Annotated in this window: 20 protein-coding genes; 11 read left to right on the top strand and 9 right to left on the bottom strand. The window is 59.0% G+C overall.

The window, feature by feature from the left end:
- Nucleotides 1-16 precede the first annotated feature (16 nt).
- From aspS to BMX55_RS11795, 9 genes are all read left to right on the top strand, one after another.
- A complete protein-coding gene (aspS, locus tag BMX55_RS11835; protein ID WP_091457974.1) occupies nucleotides 17-1,819 on the top strand; it encodes an aspartate--tRNA ligase in 1,803 nt (600 codons plus the stop codon).
- 81 nt (nucleotides 1,820-1,900) lie between these two features.
- The gene (locus BMX55_RS11830; protein ID WP_218144488.1) at nucleotides 1,901-2,827 is read left to right on the top strand and encodes a restriction endonuclease; all 927 of its coding nucleotides are present in this window, start codon (nucleotides 1,901-1,903) and stop codon (nucleotides 2,825-2,827) included.
- Nucleotides 2,828-2,831: 4 nt separating this feature from the next.
- Nucleotides 2,832-3,656 (top strand): CsgG/HfaB family protein, encoded by an 825-nt coding sequence (locus BMX55_RS11825; protein ID WP_091457971.1) that lies wholly within the window; start codon nucleotides 2,832-2,834, stop codon nucleotides 3,654-3,656.
- A 31-nt stretch (nucleotides 3,657-3,687) separates the two neighbouring features.
- Nucleotides 3,688-4,461, top strand: a complete 774-nt coding sequence (locus BMX55_RS11820) for an endonuclease/exonuclease/phosphatase family protein (RefSeq protein WP_091457968.1) — start codon at nucleotides 3,688-3,690, stop codon at nucleotides 4,459-4,461.
- Between the two features lie 12 nt (nucleotides 4,462-4,473).
- Nucleotides 4,474-5,685 carry a cardiolipin synthase ClsB gene (gene clsB / locus BMX55_RS11815; RefSeq protein ID WP_245751419.1) on the top strand — a complete coding sequence of 404 codons (1,212 nt, stop codon included), beginning with the start codon at nucleotides 4,474-4,476 and terminating at the stop codon, nucleotides 5,683-5,685.
- 43 nt (nucleotides 5,686-5,728) lie between these two features.
- Nucleotides 5,729-6,430 (top strand): GTP cyclohydrolase I, encoded by a 702-nt coding sequence (folE, locus tag BMX55_RS11810; RefSeq protein ID WP_091457961.1) that lies wholly within the window; start codon nucleotides 5,729-5,731, stop codon nucleotides 6,428-6,430.
- 2 nt (nucleotides 6,431-6,432) lie between these two features.
- Nucleotides 6,433-6,855 (top strand): BLUF domain-containing protein, encoded by a 423-nt coding sequence (locus BMX55_RS11805; protein WP_091457958.1) that lies wholly within the window; start codon nucleotides 6,433-6,435, stop codon nucleotides 6,853-6,855.
- Between the two features lies 1 nt (nucleotide 6,856).
- Entirely contained in the window at nucleotides 6,857-7,066 is a 210-nt protein-coding gene (locus BMX55_RS11800) for a hypothetical protein (protein ID WP_091457954.1), read from the top strand.
- A gap of 58 nt (nucleotides 7,067-7,124) precedes the next feature.
- Entirely contained in the window at nucleotides 7,125-7,745 is a 621-nt protein-coding gene (locus tag BMX55_RS11795; RefSeq protein ID WP_245751417.1) for a LysE family translocator, read from the top strand.
- A 15-nt stretch (nucleotides 7,746-7,760) separates the two neighbouring features.
- Here the strand turns inward: BMX55_RS11795 and rlmH are convergent, their stop codons facing one another.
- From rlmH to BMX55_RS11750, 9 genes are all read right to left on the bottom strand, one after another.
- Nucleotides 7,761-8,228: a 23S rRNA (pseudouridine(1915)-N(3))-methyltransferase RlmH gene (rlmH, locus tag BMX55_RS11790; RefSeq protein ID WP_091457947.1), complete on the bottom strand. Its 468-nt coding sequence runs from the start codon at nucleotides 8,226-8,228 to the stop codon at nucleotides 7,761-7,763.
- Between the two features lie 13 nt (nucleotides 8,229-8,241).
- Nucleotides 8,242-9,054 carry a ribosome silencing factor gene (gene rsfS / locus BMX55_RS11785; protein WP_091457943.1) on the bottom strand — a complete coding sequence of 271 codons (813 nt, stop codon included), beginning with the start codon at nucleotides 9,052-9,054 and terminating at the stop codon, nucleotides 8,242-8,244.
- Between the two features lie 68 nt (nucleotides 9,055-9,122).
- Nucleotides 9,123-9,917 (bottom strand): biofilm regulation diguanylate cyclase SiaD, encoded by a 795-nt coding sequence (gene siaD / locus BMX55_RS11780; RefSeq protein ID WP_091457940.1) that lies wholly within the window; start codon nucleotides 9,915-9,917, stop codon nucleotides 9,123-9,125.
- On the bottom strand, nucleotides 9,910-10,299 hold the full coding sequence (gene siaC, locus BMX55_RS11775; protein ID WP_091457939.1) for a biofilm regulation phosphoprotein SiaC: 390 nt from the start codon (nucleotides 10,297-10,299) through the stop codon (nucleotides 9,910-9,912). Before siaC ends, siaD begins: the two co-directional genes overlap by 8 nt.
- A 10-nt stretch (nucleotides 10,300-10,309) precedes the next feature.
- Complete coding sequence (siaB, locus tag BMX55_RS11770) at nucleotides 10,310-10,864, bottom strand: biofilm regulation protein kinase SiaB (RefSeq protein ID WP_091457935.1); 555 nt, start codon at nucleotides 10,862-10,864, stop codon at nucleotides 10,310-10,312.
- 29 nt (nucleotides 10,865-10,893) lie between these two features.
- Nucleotides 10,894-12,903, bottom strand: coding sequence for a biofilm regulation protein phosphatase SiaA (gene siaA / locus BMX55_RS11765; RefSeq protein WP_342707683.1), 2,010 nt, complete (start codon nucleotides 12,901-12,903; stop codon nucleotides 10,894-10,896).
- 49 nt (nucleotides 12,904-12,952) lie between these two features.
- Complete coding sequence (gene hemF / locus BMX55_RS11760) at nucleotides 12,953-13,906, bottom strand: oxygen-dependent coproporphyrinogen oxidase (RefSeq protein ID WP_091457928.1); 954 nt, start codon at nucleotides 13,904-13,906, stop codon at nucleotides 12,953-12,955.
- On the bottom strand, nucleotides 13,903-15,186 hold the full coding sequence (gene purD, locus BMX55_RS11755; protein WP_091457925.1) for a phosphoribosylamine--glycine ligase: 1,284 nt from the start codon (nucleotides 15,184-15,186) through the stop codon (nucleotides 13,903-13,905). The genes hemF and purD overlap by 4 nt, the downstream gene beginning before the upstream one ends.
- Nucleotides 15,183-15,902, bottom strand: coding sequence for a YebC/PmpR family DNA-binding transcriptional regulator (locus tag BMX55_RS11750; protein ID WP_091457921.1), 720 nt, complete (start codon nucleotides 15,900-15,902; stop codon nucleotides 15,183-15,185). Before BMX55_RS11750 ends, purD begins: the two co-directional genes overlap by 4 nt.
- Before the next feature lie 68 nt (nucleotides 15,903-15,970).
- On the opposite strand from BMX55_RS11750, the gene BMX55_RS11745 reads away from it, so the two are divergent.
- Nucleotides 15,971-16,780 carry a glycine-rich domain-containing protein gene (locus BMX55_RS11745; RefSeq protein WP_177172890.1) on the top strand — a complete coding sequence of 270 codons (810 nt, stop codon included), beginning with the start codon at nucleotides 15,971-15,973 and terminating at the stop codon, nucleotides 16,778-16,780.
- 105 nt (nucleotides 16,781-16,885) lie between these two features.
- On the top strand, nucleotides 16,886-17,854 hold the full coding sequence (locus BMX55_RS11740) for a threo-3-hydroxy-L-aspartate ammonia-lyase (RefSeq protein WP_091457917.1): 969 nt from the start codon (nucleotides 16,886-16,888) through the stop codon (nucleotides 17,852-17,854).
- Nucleotide 17,855 lies beyond the last annotated feature (1 nt).

The following is a 17,855-nucleotide window of genomic DNA, read 5'->3' as shown; positions in this document are numbered from 1 at the left end:
CGTCGGAAGTTTTGCTATGGCTATGCGCTCCCATTATTGTGGTCTTGTGACCGAAGCCCTGTTGGGCCAAACCGTTACCTTGTCGGGCTGGGTGAACCGCCGCCGCGACCACGGTGGCGTGATCTTTATCGACCTGCGCGACCGCGAAGGCTATGTCCAGGTGGTGTGCGACCCAGACCGCCCTGAGATGTTCCAAACCGCCGAGAGCATCCGCAATGAGTTTTGCGTGCAGATCAAGGGTTTGGTGCGCGCACGCCCCGAAGGCACCACCAATGACAACCTGTCTAGCGGCAAAATCGAAGTGCTGTGCCATGAGCTGAACGTGCTCAACCCATCCGTCACGCCACCCTTCCAAATCGACGAAGAAAACCTGTCGGAAACCACCCGCCTGACGCACCGCGTGCTCGATTTGCGCCGCCCCTATATGCAGCGCAACATGATGCTGCGCTACAAGACGGCCATCCAAGTGCGCAACTTCTTGGACAAAGAAGGTTTTATCGACATCGAAACCCCGATGTTGGGCAAAAGCACCCCCGAAGGTGCGCGCGATTATTTGGTGCCCAGCCGCGTACACGACGGCCAATTCTTTGCCTTGCCACAATCGCCCCAGTTGTACAAGCAAATGTTGATGGTGGCGGGTTACGACCGCTACTACCAAATTACCAAGTGCTTCCGCGACGAAGACCTGCGCGCTGACCGCCAGCCTGAGTTCACGCAGATTGACTGCGAAACCTCGTTCTTGGACGAGGAAGAAATCCGCGCCATCTTCCAGCGCATGATTACCGAAGTGTTCAAGCAGCAACTGAACGTCGATTTGGGCGAGTTCCCGATCATGAGCTACCAAGAAGCGGCGCGCCGCTTTGGCTCGGACAAGCCCGACCTGCGCGTCAAGCTCGAATTTACCGAGCTGACCGAAGTGATGAAGGATGTGGACTTTAAGGTGTTCTCCACCCCCGCCACCACCAAGGGTGGCCGTGTCGTGGCGCTGCGCGTGCCCGGTGGCGCGCAAATCTCGCGTGGCGAGATCGACCAATACACCGAATTCGTCAAAATCTACGGTGCCAAGGGCTTGGCTTGGATCAAGGTCAATGAAGTGGCTAAGGGTCGCGAGGGCCTGCAATCGCCCATCGTCAAAAACCTGCACGATGCCGCCTTGGCTGAAATTATGCAGCGCACGGGCGCACAAGACGGCGATTTGCTGTTCTTTGGTGCCGACAAAGAAAAGGTGGTCAACGACTCCATCGGCGCGCTGCGCCTGAAGGTGGGCCATAGCGAGTTTGGCAAGAAGAACGGCCTGTTTGAAAACCGCTGGGCACCGCTGTGGGTGGTGGACTTCCCGATGTTTGAGCACGACGAGGAAGAAAACCGCTGGACAGCCGTACACCACCCCTTTACCAGCCCCAAAGATGGCCACGAGAACCTGATGGACACCGATCCCGGCGCTTGCATTGCCAAAGCCTACGACATGGTGCTCAACGGCTGGGAACTGGGCGGTGGTTCGGTGCGTATCCACCGTGCTGATGTGCAGAGCAAGGTGTTTGCCGCGCTCAACATCAGCCCCGAAGATGCCCGCGCCAAGTTTGGCTACCTGCTCGATGCGCTGCAATACGGCGCACCTCCGCACGGTGGCTTGGCCTTCGGTCTAGATCGTCTGATTACGCTGATGACCGGCGCTGAATCCATCCGCGACGTGATTGCCTTCCCCAAGACCCAGCGCGCCCAAGACTTGCTGACCCAAGCCCCCAGCCCAGTGGACGAGAAGCAACTGCGTGAACTGCACATCCGTTTGCGCAATCTGGACGCAGTCAAGGCGGGTTAAACCGTCTGGTGCCTGTACACTGACAGGCAAAATCGAAGGGCACCTACGGGTGCCCTTTTTGATGCTCAGGAGAAGTATGTTGTGACCAAGCCGCTGTCTAAATCCCATTTGTTGGCTAGCAAGGTCATGTATGCGGCCATGAGTATTTTGCGCGATGGTGGCAAAACCATGAAGGCGGCAGACATCTTGGAGGCCATTCCGGCCCATGTGCCGCTGGATGCCTGGGCGCTGGAGGAGATTGAGAGCAACGGCTCACCACGCTGGCGGATGTATGTTCAGTTCTTTTCGGTCGATGCCGTCAAATCGGGCTATCTGCTCAAATCCAAAGGCGTTTGGTCATTGACGCTCACTGGCGAGGAGGCCTTGGCTTTGGGAGCCAATGGGTTTTTCTCCAAAGCCCGTGAGGGCTACCGCATTTGGAAAAAAGAGCAAATCAACACCTCCAAATCTTCAGGCAAAGAAAAGTCAGACGATGGCAACGTCGTACAAGAACCGCCAGAAGAGCAGTTTGAGCGCTTGCGCAAAGATGTCAACTCCACCTTGGTGGCAGAGATTTTGGAGCGCATCAAGACCAATTCTTGGCAATTTTTTGAGCGGCTGGTGGTGGAACTGTTGTTGGCAATGGGCTATGGCGGCACTGGGGGGCAAGGGCTGGCGTTGCAACAGGGCAGTGATGGGGGCGTGGATGGTTTTATCCACCAAGACAAACTGGGTTTGGACATCATTTACCTGCAAGCCAAACGCTGGACAAATCAAACCGTGGGTCGGCCCGACATCCAGCAGTTTGTTGGGGCCTTGGCGGGCCGCCAAGCCAATCGCGGTGTGTTCATCACCACGTCAAAATTTAGCCAAGAGGCGCGTGAATATGTCAAAGCCTTGCAGGTACGGGTGATTTTGATGGATGGGGAACGCTTGGCACAGTTGATGATTGAGCATGGCGTGGGCGTTTCTATTTGGAAGTCTTACGAACTCAAACGCATTGACTCCGATTTTTTCAGTGAGGAATAACACCATGCACAAGATGACGTGGGGCGCTCTGGTGCTGCTGTGGGCTGCCATCGGGCTGACGGGTTGCGGCGAGAAAAAAACCGAACTGGGCCAAGGCGGCTCGGTGGTTACGGGATCAGCAGGGCCGCAGGGTGCCCAAGGAGCTGCGCCGGAGTTGGTGCGTTGTGAGGCACCTGTGGCTACGGTAGCGCTGGCCGAGAATCCGCATGGCTATGTCATGGGGTCGGGTGGGCATTTGCCTGCCTCGCCGGTGCCGCTGGTCAAATTGTTGGCGCAGCAAAGCGGCTGCTTTCGTATCGTTGATCGGGCCGCCGGACTGCGGGGCACGGTGCAAGAGCAAGAGCTGAAAGAAGCCGGGGTGCTGCGCAAAGAAGGCTCTACCGTGGCTAAAGGGCGCGGCTACGAGGCCCAATACACCCTCACCCCCAGCCTGACTTTCAGCGAAGAAAACGCCGGGCGCGGGCTGGCGGGTATTTTGGCCTTGATTCCGGTGCTGCGCGACATGGCTGGGCTGATTGGGTTGGCCGAGCAAGTCAAGTTTAAAGAGGCGCAAACGGCTTTGCTGCTCTCAGATAACGAAACCACCGAGCAAGTGGCGGCGGCCACCGGCGCGGCCCGCACCACCGATTTGGGCGTGGGCGGCTTGGTGCTGGGCCGCATCGGCGGCGGTGCCGGAATGGGGTGGAGCAATACTAACGAGGGCAAGGTAATTGCCGCTGCTTTTTTGGACGCGCACAATCAACTGGTGGTGCAGGCGCGGGCCTTGCAGGCCAAGCAGTTGCCGCCCGCCGTACCAACACGCGCCGCTAGCGTGCGTGCGCCCGGTTGAGATGTTCGATAGTAGCAAGTAGGAAGCAGCCATGCACAGTTTCACCACGGCCTTGGGCCCACGCGCCAGCGACACCCTGCGCATCGCTACCTACAACATCCACAAAGGCGTGCAGGGCCTAGGCCCGGTGCGGCGGCTAGAAATCCACAACTTGGGTGCAGCGGTGGCGCAACTCGATGCCGACATCATTTGCCTGCAAGAGGTGCGCAAGCTGCACCGGCGCGAGGCGCAATACTTTGCGCACTGGCCCGATCAGCCCCAAGCAGATTTTTTGGCCCCGCAAGGCTATGCCGCTGTGTACCGCACCAATGCCGTTACCCGCCACGGCGAGCACGGCAATGCGCTGCTCACGCGCTGGCCGGTGATAGGGCACCAGCATGAGGACATTTCTGACCACCGCTTTGAACAACGCGGGTTGCTGCATGTGGAGCTGGAGATACAAGGGCTGCCCGTACACGTCATTGTGGTGCATCTGGGGCTGATTCCTGGCAGCCGCGTGCGGCAAATCCACCGGCTGCATGCCTTTATCGAGCGTGAGGTGCCGGGCGGTAGCCCGCTGGTGGTGGCCGGAGACTTTAACGACTGGGGGCAACAAATCAAGCGGATGCTGGCAGGCCAAGGGCTGCATGAATACGAAGAGGCTACCCCCCATCGGGCCTTTACCTACCCAGCCCGCCTGCCCATCGTGCAGTTAGACCATGTGTATGTGCGCGGCTTGCAGCCCTTAGGCTTGCAGGTGCCGCGCGGGCGCAGTTGGTGGCGCATGTCCGACCATTTGCCACTGGTGGCCGAGTTTCGCGTTTAAAGGCGGGTGCAGGTGTCTGATACAGATTGGGGCGATAGCCCGCAGATAGCGCTGCTACAGGGGGCGACAGAGCTTTTTCCGGCGCTGATTGCCGCGCTGGATGCAGCCCATACCGATGTGCAGTTTGAGACCTATCTGTTCGACTTTACCGACACTGGTGCCACGGTGGCCCAGGCGCTCGAGCGCGCCGCCCAGCGTGGGGTGCATGTGCGCGTGGTGGTAGATGGTGTGGGCACTGGGCGGCTGCCGCCGCAATGGCGCTTGCGTTTTCATCAGGCTGGGGTGCGCTGCCTGATTTTTGCGCCGCTGGGGCCACTGGGCCTGCTCTGGCCTAAGCGCTGGCGGCGGCTGCACCGCAAGCTGTGCGTGGTGGATGGAGAAACGCTGTTTTGCGGTGGCATCAATGTGCTGGACGATTTTCACGACCCAAACCACGGTGCGCTACAGGCCCCCCGGTTTGATTTTGCCGTGCAAATGACAGGGGATTTGGCATTACAGGCCAGCGACACGATGGAGCAACTGTGGCAACGTATGGTGGCGGTGCGCCAGATACGCCACTATCAGTTGCCTGAGGCGGTACGCGCCCTGCGTGCTGCCCAAGCGGCCCGGCGCAGCGCTATGCTAGCCGCCGAACAGCGCCCACGCGCCAGCCTGCTGCTGCGTGACAACGTGCGCCACCGCGCTCGCATCGAAAAAGCCTACCTGCGCGCCATCGCTGCGGCGCGGGAAGAAATCATCATTGCCAATGCCTACTTTTTGCCGGGGCGCAAGCTGCGCCGGGCGCTGGTGCTGGCCGCGCGGCGCGGGGTACGGGTGCAGTTGCTATTGCAAGGGCGCTATGAGTATTTTTTGCAGTACCACGCTGCTCGCCCTGTGTATGGAGCTCTGCTGGCCGCTGGTGTCGAAATCCACGAATACGAACCTAGCTTCTTACACGCCAAGGTGGCGGTGATTGACGCTGCCAGCGCCCATCCGTGGGCCACGGTCGGCTCGTCCAACCTTGACCCTTTAAGCCTGCTGCTGGCCCGTGAGGCCAATGTGGTGGTAGAAGACAGCCACTTTGCCCTGATGTTGCGCCAGCGCCTTGTCCACGCTATGGAGCACGCTGGCCGAGTGCTCGATGCAGAAAGTTATGCCCAACGCCCTTGGCGCGTGCGCTTGCTCGACCGCATAGCCTTTGCCTTGGTACGGGCAGCGCTGTGGCTAACCGGAAAAAAATATTGAGCACTGGTACGATGGCACCATTTACCGACCACTGGCCGCCGATATGACACCTGATACTCCAGACGAAGGCATTCCGGTCTCCGTCAAAATCCGTGAGCGCATCATTGCGGCGCGCAAGCGCGCCCACGCCAACGACAACATCGCCCAGTTTATTCAACCCGGTGAGCTAGAGTTGCTGCTCGACGAGGTGGAAGCCAAAATGCAGGGCGTACTCGACAGCTTGGTGATTGACACTAACAGTGACCACAACACCAACAACACGGCCCGGCGTGTGGCCAAGATGTACTTGCTGGAGGTGTTCAATGGCCGCTACGTGCAGCCGCCCAGCGTTACCGAGTTTCCCAATGCCGAGCACCTCAATGAGTTGATGATTGTTGGGCCGCTCACGGTGCGCAGCGCTTGCAGCCACCACTTTTGCCCAGTCATGGGCAAAATCTGGATCGGCATCATGCCCAATGAGCACACCAACGTCATTGGGTTGTCCAAGTATGCGCGCTTGGTCGATTGGATCATGAACCGTCCGCAAATTCAGGAAGAAGCCATCATCCAACTAGCTGACCTGATTTTGGAAAAAACCAAGCCCGATGGTTTGGCTATCGTCATGGAAGCGAGTCACTTTTGCATGTCTTGGCGCGGCGTGCGTGAGACCGACAGCAAAATGATTAACTCGGTGATGCGCGGCGTGTTCCTGAAAGACTCGGCGCTGCGGCGCGAATTTTTGTCCCTGCTCCCCCGAAAGAACTAACTATGCTCGTGCGCCTGCTCTATGTGAGTCGCTTGGCCGACACCTCGCCCGATGCGATTGAAACCATCCTAGCGCAATCGCGCGGACACAACCCCGGCAGTGGCATTACCGGCGTGCTGTGCTATGGCGAGGGCATTTTTCTGCAAGCTATTGAAGGCGGGCGTTGTGCCGTCAATGCCCTGTATGGCCAAATTTTGCGCGATCCACGTCACCATCAAGTGGAACTGCTGCACTACGAAGAAATTGCCGAGCGCCGTTTTGGCTGCTGGACTATGGGGCAGGTCAATCTGTCCAAAATCAATCACGCTATTTTGCTTAAATACTCTGAGCGCGCCGAGCTTGACCCCTACGCCGTGTCGGGCCAAGTCTCGCTGGCGCTGCTTGAAGAGCTGATGGCTACGGCCTCTATTATTGGCCGTGCCTAATATGTGGTGGCTACGGCGGCTGGTGCTGGCGGCCTTGTGGGTGGCTCACGCTGGCTTGTGGGCGGCCCCAGCTCCGTGGTACTACTGGAGCTATGCCAGTGGCGGGGCCTTGGTCTGCGCCCAGCACGCTCCCGGCCCCGGCTGGACAGCGCATAGCCCGCCCTTTGCTGGCCCCGGTTGTCAGCGCCCACTGCGCTCAGCGCAGCCTTAGTCATTAGCGTTGCCATGCCTACGTTACAAACCTTGTTGAGTTTTTTGGTGTCTCGCTGTTGCTGGCCCTAACGCCGGGGCCAGACAACCTTTTTGTGCTGGTGCAGTCTGTGCAGCGTGGCGCACGCGTCGGCTTGGCCGTGGTACTGGGCTTGTGCTTGGGACTGGTGGTACATACCAGCGCGGTGGCGCTGGGGCTGGCGGCCCTGTTGGCAACCATGCCGCTGGCCTTTACGCTGTTGCAATGGTGCGGTGCGGCTTATCTTGGCTGGTTGGCATGGCAAGCCTTGCGCCCGCGTCCACTTCATCTCTCCGCTGCCCCCAGCCCGCACAGTGCTGCACCCACCCCAGTCGCTCTGGCCCGCATGGTGAGGCGTGGCATGCTCATGAACCTGAGCAATCCCAAGGTGCTGGTGTTCTTTTTGGCCTTTTTGCCCCAGTTTGCTGATCCAGCCCAAGGCAGTATTACCACGCAGATTTTGCTGTTAGGGCTAGTGTTTATGCTGGCCTCTCTGCCAGTGTTTGGTGCTATCGCTTGCTTTTCGGGTGGATTTGGCGCGCTGCTGCAACGCCATACCCGCGCCACCGTGTGGCTAGATCGGATGGCTGGGTTGGTTTTTTTAGGGCTAGCGCTGCGCTTGTTGGGTACGGATTTACCCAGCACCAGCCCCAGCCGCTAAAGCCACCCAGATCGCTTATTCGCGGTGGTAAGGGTGCCCGGCATTGACCGACCAAGCGCGGTAGAGCTGCTCAATCAGTAGCACGCGCACCATGGCGTGCGGTAGCGTTAAATCAGACAGACGGATGCGCTCGTGCGCCGCTTGCCGAAAGGCCGGATCAAGGCCATCGGGGCCTCCAATCACCAACGCCACATCATCGCCTGAGAGTTGCCAGCCCTTGAGCCGTTCGGCCAAGGCTTTGGTGGTCAGGTTAGTGCCGCGCTCGTCCAGTGCCACCACGCGGGTGCCGCGTGGAATGGCGGCCTCGATGCGCTCGCGCTCGGCGGCATAGAGTGTTTCTAGCGTTTTAGAGCCACGCGGTTCAGTTTTGACGGCTTTGAGCTCCACCTTGAGTTCAGGCGGAAAACGTTTGGCATAGTCGTCGTAGGCCGTTTGCGCCCAATCGGGCACGCGCTGGCCCACGGCCACAATCAGCAGGCGCATGGCTCACGGCTCCTTATTCGGGCTTGCTGCGCGGTGCTGCCTTGCGGGCCGGAGCCTTTTTGGCGGCAGTGGTTTTGGCTGGAGCCGCTTTTTTGTCAACGCGGGGCTTCACGACCACTGTTTTAATAGCTTTTTTGGCAGCCGGTGCTGCGGGGGCGGCACTGCTGCTCTTGCTGGCCCGTTTGGCGGGGGCCTTGGCTGCGGGGCTGGCACTGGTGGTGCTGGCCGAGTCCACCTTTTTCGGGGCAGTCTTGCGGGCGGCAGGCTTTTTGGCGGCTACTGGGGCTTCAGCGGGTGCGGCAGCGGTGCTACGGCTGGTTTTGCGTGCGGCAGGCTTTTTGGCTGTGGCAACGGTACCTTCTTCTGTAGCAGCGGCTTCGGCCTTGGCAGCGCGGCGTGCAGCAGTTTTGGCAGGAACCTTAGCTACGGGGGCCACTGGCTTGGCCGCACCGAGCTTGAGGCGCACGGGCTTTTCTCCCCAAAGCTCTTCGAGGCGGTAGTACTGGCGGATGGTGGGTTGCATGATGTGAACCACGGCAGCACCACAATCGACAATGATCCATTCGCCGTTGTCTTCGCCTTCAGTGCGGGGCTTGGAAAAACCCGCGTCGCGCACGGCATCGCGCACGCTGGCGGCCAGCGCCTTGGTCTGGCGGTTGGAAGTGCCCGAGGCCACGATCACGCGCTCAAACAGGGGGGAGAGGTGTTCCGTATTGAAAACCTGGATGTCTTGTGCCTTGACATCTTCCAGGCCATCAACGATGGCACGCTGGAGTTTGGTTACGTCTTTTTTAGCGGTGGATTCCGATTGGGGAGTGGTGGTCATCAGGCAGTGGTTAGAGAAAGAAAAGGGGTAACAGGAAAAAAATCAATAGTTGCCAATATAGCGTGCCTTCAGGCTTCAATCCGGTCGCGGCCATCGACTTTGGCGCGCAACAAAGCGGCATCGGCCCGGTTGAGGGTATCTGAAAAGCGCTCACCTAGGCAGTAGGTACTCAAACCCACACTGGCGGAGATGCGGGTATCGAGAAATTCAAAGCGAATGGCCTTGATGCTCTGGGTCACTCGCTGTGCGATCTGCAAAGCAAAATCTAACGGCGTTTCTGGCATCAAAATCAAAAATTCTTCACCGCCCCAGCGGCCACACACATCGTATTCACGCAGCGCATCGGCAATGGCGTTGGCAATGGAACACAGGACTGTGTCGCCCGCCTCATGGCCGAAGCGGTCGTTGACGGTTTTGAAGCGGTCTACATCCAGAATAGCCAGTGTATAAGGCGATGCTTTGCGGTTGGCGCGCTCGGTTTCCTGCGTCAGGCGTTCCATCAGAAAACGGCGGTTGCCTAGGCTGGTCAAGGGGTCGTGTAGTGAGGCTTGTTTGAGGGTTTCACTCAGTTCGCGCAGGCTGTTTTGGTAGCGGTCCGAGATGCGAGCAATTTTTTCTAGGCGGTGCAGTTGCCGCTCGTATTGCTGCTCTAGGTTCTCTTGTTGGCGCCGTGAGATGTATTGATAGCCGTCGGAGATGCGGATCAGGCGGTGCAGTTGCGCCTGATGTACCTGATTGCAGGCCAGCAAATGCGCCAGCGGCTCGCGCAGCGGGTTAGCTTGGTGCACCGGGTCGGCCAGTAGGGCCTGTACCTGTGTGACTAGCTCGTCCTCATTGCAGGCATGGCGTGGGCACTCAGGCATCGGCAGCAATCTGGAACGGAAAGGTGCAATCTTCCCGAAACTCATCGGCCAAGTCCACCACGCGCTCGTTGCGCGAGTCGTAATACCAGTCCACACGAACTTGGCGCCCCTGTTTATGGGCATCTTCGAGCAGGTCAAAAATGTCCATCATGGCCTTGACTGAGCTGGTGTTCATGTACACCAAGCGCAACTCCACACGCAGCATGGGTGCGGGTGGGTTTTGCAGAAAGCACTCCAGCCAAGCAATGATGGGGCTAAAAAACTCAAAAGAATTTTCGGGGTAGGAGTCGCCTTGCATGCGTAGCAAACCCTGCGCCCAATTGCCAGTAACGCTGGGTGTGGATTGGCTGCCCGTGATAGAGAAGTCGTTGGTATCGCTCATGGTCGCTGCATCAAGAGGTTTTTTGGATCACGGCGCGTATGCTGAAAAAACAGCGCCCATTATCCAGTTCGGTCAAGGTGGCGCTCAGGGGATGTACCGATTTGCGGGCAATATCAATCAAACCCAGGCCAGCACCGCTGGCACTGGACTCGCTGCGCGGCTGGCGTAGCTGGGTTTTGTAAGCTGCTTTGAGTTCTGCTTTATCCATACTGGCCAGCGTGGCAACGCGTGCCATGAGCGCCTGACCATCGGGTTTTTCGACCAAATTGCCCGATTGCACAATGTAATGCTGATCGCCATCGCGCGCTACCACTACGGTGGCCGAGCTGTCGATCTCGTCGTATTGGTGGGCCAGCGCGTAGTGACGAATGTTTTGCGTCATCTCGATGTACACGCTGAACACATCCATAGCTGCGTTGGGTTGGGCTTGATCGGCCTGCAGATAGTTTTTCAGCGCGTTGCCGATTTCTTCAATCAGACTGCGCGAAATTGGGCCATTGAAGCACAGCAAGATATTGCTGTGGTTGAAGTGTGCCCGAAGCTCAAACAGGTTGATGTCTTGCATGGAAGTTTTATGCTGGCAGGAAAGGAGTTTCAGGTAACGCGGAAAGAGAGCAAGGTGATATCGTCGCGCTGGGGGTAGTCGCCGCGGTAGGCCTCCAGTACCTGGTTGAGTGCGCTGGCCTGTTGTTCCATGGGCAAACGGGCATGTGCCAGCAGCAACTGGGCAAAGCGGGTATCGCCAAAGCCGTAGCCCAACTCACCGCCAGCTTGGTCGAGAAAACCATCGGTGGTAAGGTAGTAGGTAGCGCCGGGAACAATCTCTACTTGGGTATCGGTGTAGCTGCCTTGGCGCCGATCACCCAGCGCACGGCGACCGCCCTTGACCTCTTGTACCATCTGACCATCGCTCCAGTATAGGCTGATTTTGGCCCCAGCGTAATGCAGGGTGCGGGCTTCGCGGTCTACGTAAGCTAGGCCCACATCCATATTGGTGGCAATGGCACGGGGCAATTCGCTGTGTTGCAGCATGGCGCGCATAGTGGTATCGGTATGGCCCAGAATGGCAGCTGGGGACATAATGCCAACCTGCGCCATGGCATGGTCTAAGGCCGAGCGCGCCAGCATAGTCATCAGCGCACCGGGCACTCCGTGGCCGGCGCAGTCCACCACGCCCAGCAGGTAACGTGGCCCTTCGGCGCGGAACACATAAAAATCGCCGCCCACTACGTCGCGGGGCCGCCACAGCACAAATTGGTGCGGGCCTAGCAGCTGCGTCAGCTGCTGACTGGGCAAGGTGGCCTGCTGGATCAGGCTGGCGTAGTCGATGGAGTCGTTGATTTGCTGGTGTGCCCGGCGCATGTCGCGGTTGGCCTCTTCCAGCGCCAACGTGCGTGCCTGTACCTTGTGTTCTAGCTCTTCGGTGTTGCTGCGGATTTGGCGCGCCATAGTGGCAAAGGCCCGGGTCAGGTCGCCCAGTTCATCGGGGCCGTCGGGGGGTAAAGACACGCTGAAATCGCCCTGCGCCAATGCTGATGCTGACTTTTGTAGTTTACGCAGTGGTTGCAACACCAGTTTCTCCACCGCGTAGCCAAACCCCAGCAGCAACACACACAGTAGTACCACCACTGCGCCCACGACAGCGTGCAGCCAACCTTGGTTAATGACTTGGGCCGCCTTCAAGTCGACCGCAGTGACGATATGCCATTGCAACTCTGGGATATAAGACAGCGCTAGCAGTTGCTCTTTGCCGTCTAACGTGGCTTGGAAGCTGCTGACCTGCCCCGGCTTGGCCACAGCTTGTGTCATGGCAGTGGCGAGCGAATCACGCTGCGCACCGGCGGGCAATTGACCAGCCAAAGTTTGCGCCAGCTCTGGCTGGCGCCCAGCCGGATTGATGGCAATCAGCGCGCGATTGGGGTGCGCCTGAATGGCACCGGCAGCGGTCAAGATAATGGGGGTGACACCGGGGTCGCTGGTGGTGATGAAGTCTTTGAGGAAATCCGTCAAATCCAGCCCGGCACCGGTCACGCCAATCTTGTGCTCACCGCTGCGGACGATGATGTTGAACCAGACCTTGGTGGTTTGCAAATCCAGATCATCGTTCACATTGATGTTGTAGTGACTCCCGGTTTGGTTCAGGGTGGCAACAAACCAAGCATCTTTTTTCTGGGTCAAGTCCAGCGTATAGCGAGGCGTAGCGCTGAACGGCTTGGTGTTGTCATTGAAATAAAAATGTTGCGAACCCACGCTGGCCAAAAAATAGGCGTGGTCACGCAAGTCTTTGCGGTAGCCCTCGGCTTCTTCAAAAAACAGCGCTTTTTTGGCGACATTGCCCTCGTCGAGCAGCCATTGCCGGGTGACGACCGAATCGGCCAGACGCAAAGAAAGGGCCAGCTCACGCGCTACCGGGGCCAAAATGCTTTCGCGTTTGAGCTGGGTGTAGTTGCGCGCGTAGTTCTCGCCAAAATAGTTGCGCACGCCCTCGAGCACCTGCCAGCCAATTAACACAGCAGGCAGCAGCGCCAGCGCACAGGCCAGCGTCAAAGCCAGCATGGACTTAGCCCTCAGACCTGCCATCCAAGAAGGAGCTGCGTTTGTCACCGTGTATCTCCCAAGGGTCGCCGCTGACTGTGGTCGGCAGGTGCGCGCCTCAGAGCCAATCGCGGCGCACCAGATAACGCTGGGTGAGTTCAGCTTCGGGGCTGCCTGGCTCGTCTTGGCGCTGGTAGGCCCAAGCCGCTTGAGGCGGCATAGACAGCAAAATGGACTCTGTGCGCCCGCCCGACTGTAGGCCAAAATGGGTGCCTCGGTCCCAAACGAGGTTGAATTCCACGTAGCGGCCCCGGCGGTACAACTGGAAATCGCGCTCGCGGTCGCCATAGGAGGTGTGTTGGCGCTGCTCCACAATGGGCAGGTAGGCACCCAAAAAGGCATCGCCCACCGCTTGTGTCATGGCCAAACTTTGCTCAAAGCCCAGTTCAGCAAAGTCATCAAAAAAGATACCGCCCACGCCGCGCTGCTCGTTGCGGTGTTTCAGAAAAAAATACTCGTCGCACCATTGCTTGAAGCGCGGGTATTTGTCCTGCCCAAACGGGGCCAGTGCATCGTGGCAACTGCGGTGAAAATGCACCGCATCTTCTTCAAAGGCGTAGTAGGGCGTTAAGTCCATACCGCCGCCAAACCAGCACACCGGCGTTTGTCCTGGCTGACCCGCCGCAATCATGCGCACGTTCATGTGGACGGTAGGCACATAAGGGTTGCGTGGGTGAAACACCAACGATACCCCCATCGCCTCGAAGGGCGCACCAGCCAGCTCAGGGCGGTGCTGTGTGGCTGAGGGCGGCAACTGCGGTCCGCGCACATGGCTAAAACCACAGCCAGCGCGCTCGAACACGCGGCCCCCCTCGATGATGCGGGTGATGCCATCGCCCTGCAAGCGCTCGCCTTCGGGCTTGTGCCAAGGGTCGATGGTGGAGCACGCACCTTCAGGCCCTTCGATGGCTTCTAGCGCGTCCATGATCCGCGCTTGCAGCCCCACCAGATAGCCGCGCACGTGGGCCACCGTGGTGTCGGGGTTGAATGCTGGGCTGGTGGCTTGGCTCATGGGGTTTTGATGGCGCGGTGGCCGATATCACGGCGGTACTGCATACCGTCAAAATGGATGCCACGGGCCACATCGTAGGCCCGGTTTTGGGCCAAGCGCAGGCTATCGGCTAGCACTGTGACGCACAGCACACGGCCACCGCTGGTACGCACCACACCGTCTTGCAGCACTGTGCCCGCGTGGAACACCACTGCATCGTCATGGTCGGCAGGCAGGCCCGTGATGGCGTCACCCTTGCGGGGGTCTTCTGGGTAGTTGTGTGCGGCCATGACCACACCCAATGCCGGACGGCGATCCCATTGCAAATCGACCTGATCGAGCTTGCCATCAATGGCGGCATTGAGCAGATCGAGCATGTCGCTTTTCAGGCGCATCAAGATGGGCTGGGTTTCGGGGTCACCCATGCGGCAGTTGAACTCCAGTGTCTTGGGGCGGCCTTGGGCGTCGATCATCAAGCCAGCGTACAAAAAGCCAGTGAACGGGATGCCGTCTTTTTCCATGCCCCGGATGGTGGGCAGAATGATCTCGCGCATAGCGCGGGCATGGACGTCTGCCGTGACGACGGGCGCGGGCGAATACGCGCCCATGCCGCCGGTGTTGGGGCCTTCGTCACCGTCTTTGAGGCGCTTGTGGTCTTGGCTAGTGGCCAAAGCGGCCACGTTTTTGCCATCGCACAATACGATAAAGCTGGCTTCTTCGCCTTCGAGAAACGCCTCGATTACCACGCGGGCACCACCGGCGTTGTGCGTCACGCCGTATTTGTTGTCCACCAGCATAAAGTCCACGGCATCGTGGGCTTCTTGCAGGTTCATGGCAACCACTACACCCTTGCCAGCGGCCAAGCCGTCGGCCTTGATGACGATGGGCGCGCCCAAGCGGTCAATGAAGGCGTGGGCAAGGGCCGGATCGGTAAATGTGTCGTAATCGGCGGTGGGGATGCCGTGGCGGCGCATGAACGCCTTAGAGAAGGCTTTGGAGCTTTCAAGCTGCGCAGCGGCCTTGGTGGGGCCAAAAATGCGCAGGCCGTGGGCGCGAAACTCATCGACGACGCCAGCGGCCAGCGGCGCTTCTGGGCCGACCACGGTGAGGCCGATTTTTTCTTGCTGCGCCCATTCGCGCAGGGCCACCACATCGGTGATGGGCAGATTTTCAAACTTGGGGTTCAGGGCAGTGCCGCCGTTGCCGGGCGCGACAAAGACGCGCGTGACTTTAGGCGACTGGCTGAGTTTCCAAGCGATGGCGTGTTCGCGGCCACCGCCGCCAATGACAAGAACTTTCATAATTCGGCGTTGTGGTAGACCTCTTGGACGTCGTCCAGGTCTTCGATGATGTCGAGGAGTTTTTGCATACGGGCGGCGTCTTCGCCTTCTAGGGGGATGGTGATGTCTGGGCGCATAGTGACATCGGCAGCGTCGGGGGTGAGGCCCGCCGCTTCGAGAGCGTTTTTCACGGCTTCAAACTCGGCGGGCGAGGTAAGCACTTCGATGGCGCCATCGTCGTCGGTGACTACGTCGTCGGCACCGGCTTCTAGCGCCACTTCCATGACCTTGTCTTCGTTGGTGCCGGGGGCAAAAATGATTTGGCCCACGTTCTTGAATTGGAAGGCCACCGAGCCCTCGGTGCCCATGTTACCGCCGTATTTGCTAAAAGCATGGCGCACTTCGGCTACTGTGCGCACGCGGTTGTCGGTCATGGTATCGACGATGATGGCTGCGCCACCGATGCCGTAGCCTTCGTAACGAATTTCTTCGTAGTTGACGCCCTCTTGGTTGCCGGTGGCCTTGTCAATGTTGTACTTGACGCGGTCGGCAGGCATGTTGGCTGCTTTGGCTTTTTCGACGGCCAAGCGCAGGCGCGGGTTGGCGCTGAGGTCACCCCCCCCGGCGCGGGCTGCGACGGTGATTTCACGGATGATGCGCGTCCAGATTTTTCCGCGCTTTTCGTCTTGGCGGCCCTTGCGGTGCTGAATGTTCGCCCATTTGCTGTGTCCGGCCATGGGAAGTCCTTTTACTATCCTGATATTTAATCTAACCCTCCGATTCTACTTTTGCCCACCTCTTGGCTATGACCAATCTTTTGCTTCATTACTATCGGCATGGGGTTTGGGCCTGCGTGCTGGCTTGGTCGTTGGCTATTGGGGGGGTATTGGCGGGTTGGTGGCCCGCCCAGCCACGTGGGATGCTGTATTTGTTTGCTACGCTGGCGCTATGGGCACTGCTGGCTTATGCCGTGCGTGCTGCGCGCGAACGCTTTGTGCGCGAGGCTGCGTTGCCGCAGTTCTTAAAGCGCAAACTGCGTGATGCCTACCCACATTTGGCGCAAAAAGATGCTGAACTGGTGGAGCAGGGCCTGCGGCAGTTTTTTTTGAGCTGTTTGCGCAGCAAACGGCAATTTGTAGCCATGCCCTCGCGGGCGGTAGATGTGCTTTGGCACGAATTTATTTTGCACACCCGTGCCTACCAAGATTGGTGCCAGAGTGCGCTGGGCTTTTTTTTGCACCACACACCTGCCGAAGCGCTAGGGCGGCGTGCCAAGCACAATGATGGCTTGCGCCGGGCTTGGTATTGGGCCTGTAAGCAAGAAGATATTGACCCACGGGCTCCCTTGCGCTTGCCGTTGCTCTTTGCTGTGGATGCGCAACTGGGCATTGCCAATGGCTTTTTTTATCTGCCCGATTGCAGCGATATTGCGCGCAAAAACGCCGCTGGCGACAGTGGTGGTACCACCTACTGCGGCACCGATTTTGCCGATGCCAGCTACGATGGCAGTAGCGATGATTTTGGTGGTGCTGAATCGACCGATGGCAGCAGTGGAGATGGGGACGGCGGTAGTGATGGTGGCGGCGACGGTGGTGGGGGTTGTGGCGGCGACTGATCTTTTCAACCATAGCGGAAAAATCTACCAACTAGAGCGTTGGGGGCTTGCTTGAGGGGTTGCTTGCAGGATAATTGCCTTCTCCATCTGCTGGAAAATGCCTAGATGCTTCTGACCGCCGCCCCCTCCCCTGACGATGTCATCCAAGCTGCTGCGCGCCTCAAAGGCACTGTGCACCAGACGCCGGTGTTGCGCTCCAGCACCGCTGACCGCTTGCTGGGAGCACAGCTGTTTTTTAAGTGCGAGAGTTTGCAGCGCACTGGATCGTTTAAATTTCGCGGGGCGTTCAATGCCCTGTCGCAGCTAAACGCCGAGCAGCGCCGCCATGGTGTGCTGGCGTTCTCGGCGGGCAACCATGCGCAGGCTGTAGCACTGGCGGCGCGCCAGTTGGACATTCCTGCCGTGGTGTTCATGCCCGAAGATGCGTCCACCTCCAAAATGGCTGCCACGCGCCACTATGGCGCCCAAGTGGTCACTTACGACCGCTACACCACCGACCGCGAGGCCCTGAGCCGCCAGTTTGCCCAAGAGCGTGGCATGACGCTGGTGCCACCGTCTGAGCACGCACAGGTCATTGCTGGGCAGGGCACTGCCGCCCTAGAGCTGTTTGAAGAAGTGCCCCACTTAGATTATCTGTTTGTGGCGGTGGGCGGTGGAGGTTTGCTGGCAGGCAGCTTGCTGGCAGCGCAAGTGCTGGCCCCGCAGTGCGTGTTGGTGGGCGTGGAGCCGGAGGCGGGCAACGATGCCCAACAATCTTTGCGCAGCGGCCAGATTGTGCAAATCGCACCACCACACACCATTGCCGATGGCGCGAGAGCCGAGAGTTTGGGCAAGATAGTGTTTGGCCTGATTCAGCACCAAGTGCAAGACATCGTCACCGTGAGCGATTTGCAGCTGTTGCACGCACTGCGCTTTTTTGCCGAGCGCATGAAAATCGTGGTCGAGCCTACGGGGGCTTTAGCCATTGCTGGTGCGCGCCACGGCGGTATGGATATTCAAGGCAAACGGGTCGGCATTATTATCAGCGGTGGCAACGTGGATATGGCCCGTTACGCCCGTTTTCTGGCCGATTAGC

The sequence above is a fragment of the Giesbergeria anulus genome (assembly GCF_900111115.1).
Classification (GTDB): Bacteria; Pseudomonadota; Gammaproteobacteria; order Burkholderiales; family Burkholderiaceae_C; genus Simplicispira; species Simplicispira anulus.
Note: the sequence above shows the minus strand (reverse complement) of the source record. Positions and strands in the feature narration are given on the sequence as shown.

Coding starts and splice junctions, on each gene's coding strand:
- aspS (WP_091457974.1), top strand. CDS start 17: ATGGCTATGCGCTCCCATTATTGTGGTCTTGTGACCGAAGCCCTGTTG.
- BMX55_RS11825 (WP_091457971.1), top strand. CDS start 2,832: ATGCACAAGATGACGTGGGGCGCTCTGGTGCTGCTGTGGGCTGCCATC.
- BMX55_RS11820 (WP_091457968.1), top strand. CDS start 3,688: ATGCACAGTTTCACCACGGCCTTGGGCCCACGCGCCAGCGACACCCTG.
- folE (WP_091457961.1), top strand. CDS start 5,729: ATGACACCTGATACTCCAGACGAAGGCATTCCGGTCTCCGTCAAAATC.
- BMX55_RS11805 (WP_091457958.1), top strand. CDS start 6,433: ATGCTCGTGCGCCTGCTCTATGTGAGTCGCTTGGCCGACACCTCGCCC.
- BMX55_RS11800 (WP_091457954.1), top strand. CDS start 6,857: ATGTGGTGGCTACGGCGGCTGGTGCTGGCGGCCTTGTGGGTGGCTCAC.
- rlmH (WP_091457947.1), bottom strand. CDS start 8,228: ATGCGCCTGCTGATTGTGGCCGTGGGCCAGCGCGTGCCCGATTGGGCG.
- rsfS (WP_091457943.1), bottom strand. CDS start 9,054: ATGACCACCACTCCCCAATCGGAATCCACCGCTAAAAAAGACGTAACC.
- siaD (WP_091457940.1), bottom strand. CDS start 9,917: ATGCCTGAGTGCCCACGCCATGCCTGCAATGAGGACGAGCTAGTCACA.
- siaC (WP_091457939.1), bottom strand. CDS start 10,299: ATGAGCGATACCAACGACTTCTCTATCACGGGCAGCCAATCCACACCC.
- siaB (WP_091457935.1), bottom strand. CDS start 10,864: ATGCAAGACATCAACCTGTTTGAGCTTCGGGCACACTTCAACCACAGC.
- hemF (WP_091457928.1), bottom strand. CDS start 13,906: ATGAGCCAAGCCACCAGCCCAGCATTCAACCCCGACACCACGGTGGCC.
- purD (WP_091457925.1), bottom strand. CDS start 15,186: ATGAAAGTTCTTGTCATTGGCGGCGGTGGCCGCGAACACGCCATCGCT.
- BMX55_RS11750 (WP_091457921.1), bottom strand. CDS start 15,902: ATGGCCGGACACAGCAAATGGGCGAACATTCAGCACCGCAAGGGCCGC.
- BMX55_RS11745 (WP_177172890.1), top strand. CDS start 15,971: ATGACCAATCTTTTGCTTCATTACTATCGGCATGGGGTTTGGGCCTGC.
- BMX55_RS11740 (WP_091457917.1), top strand. CDS start 16,886: ATGCTTCTGACCGCCGCCCCCTCCCCTGACGATGTCATCCAAGCTGCT.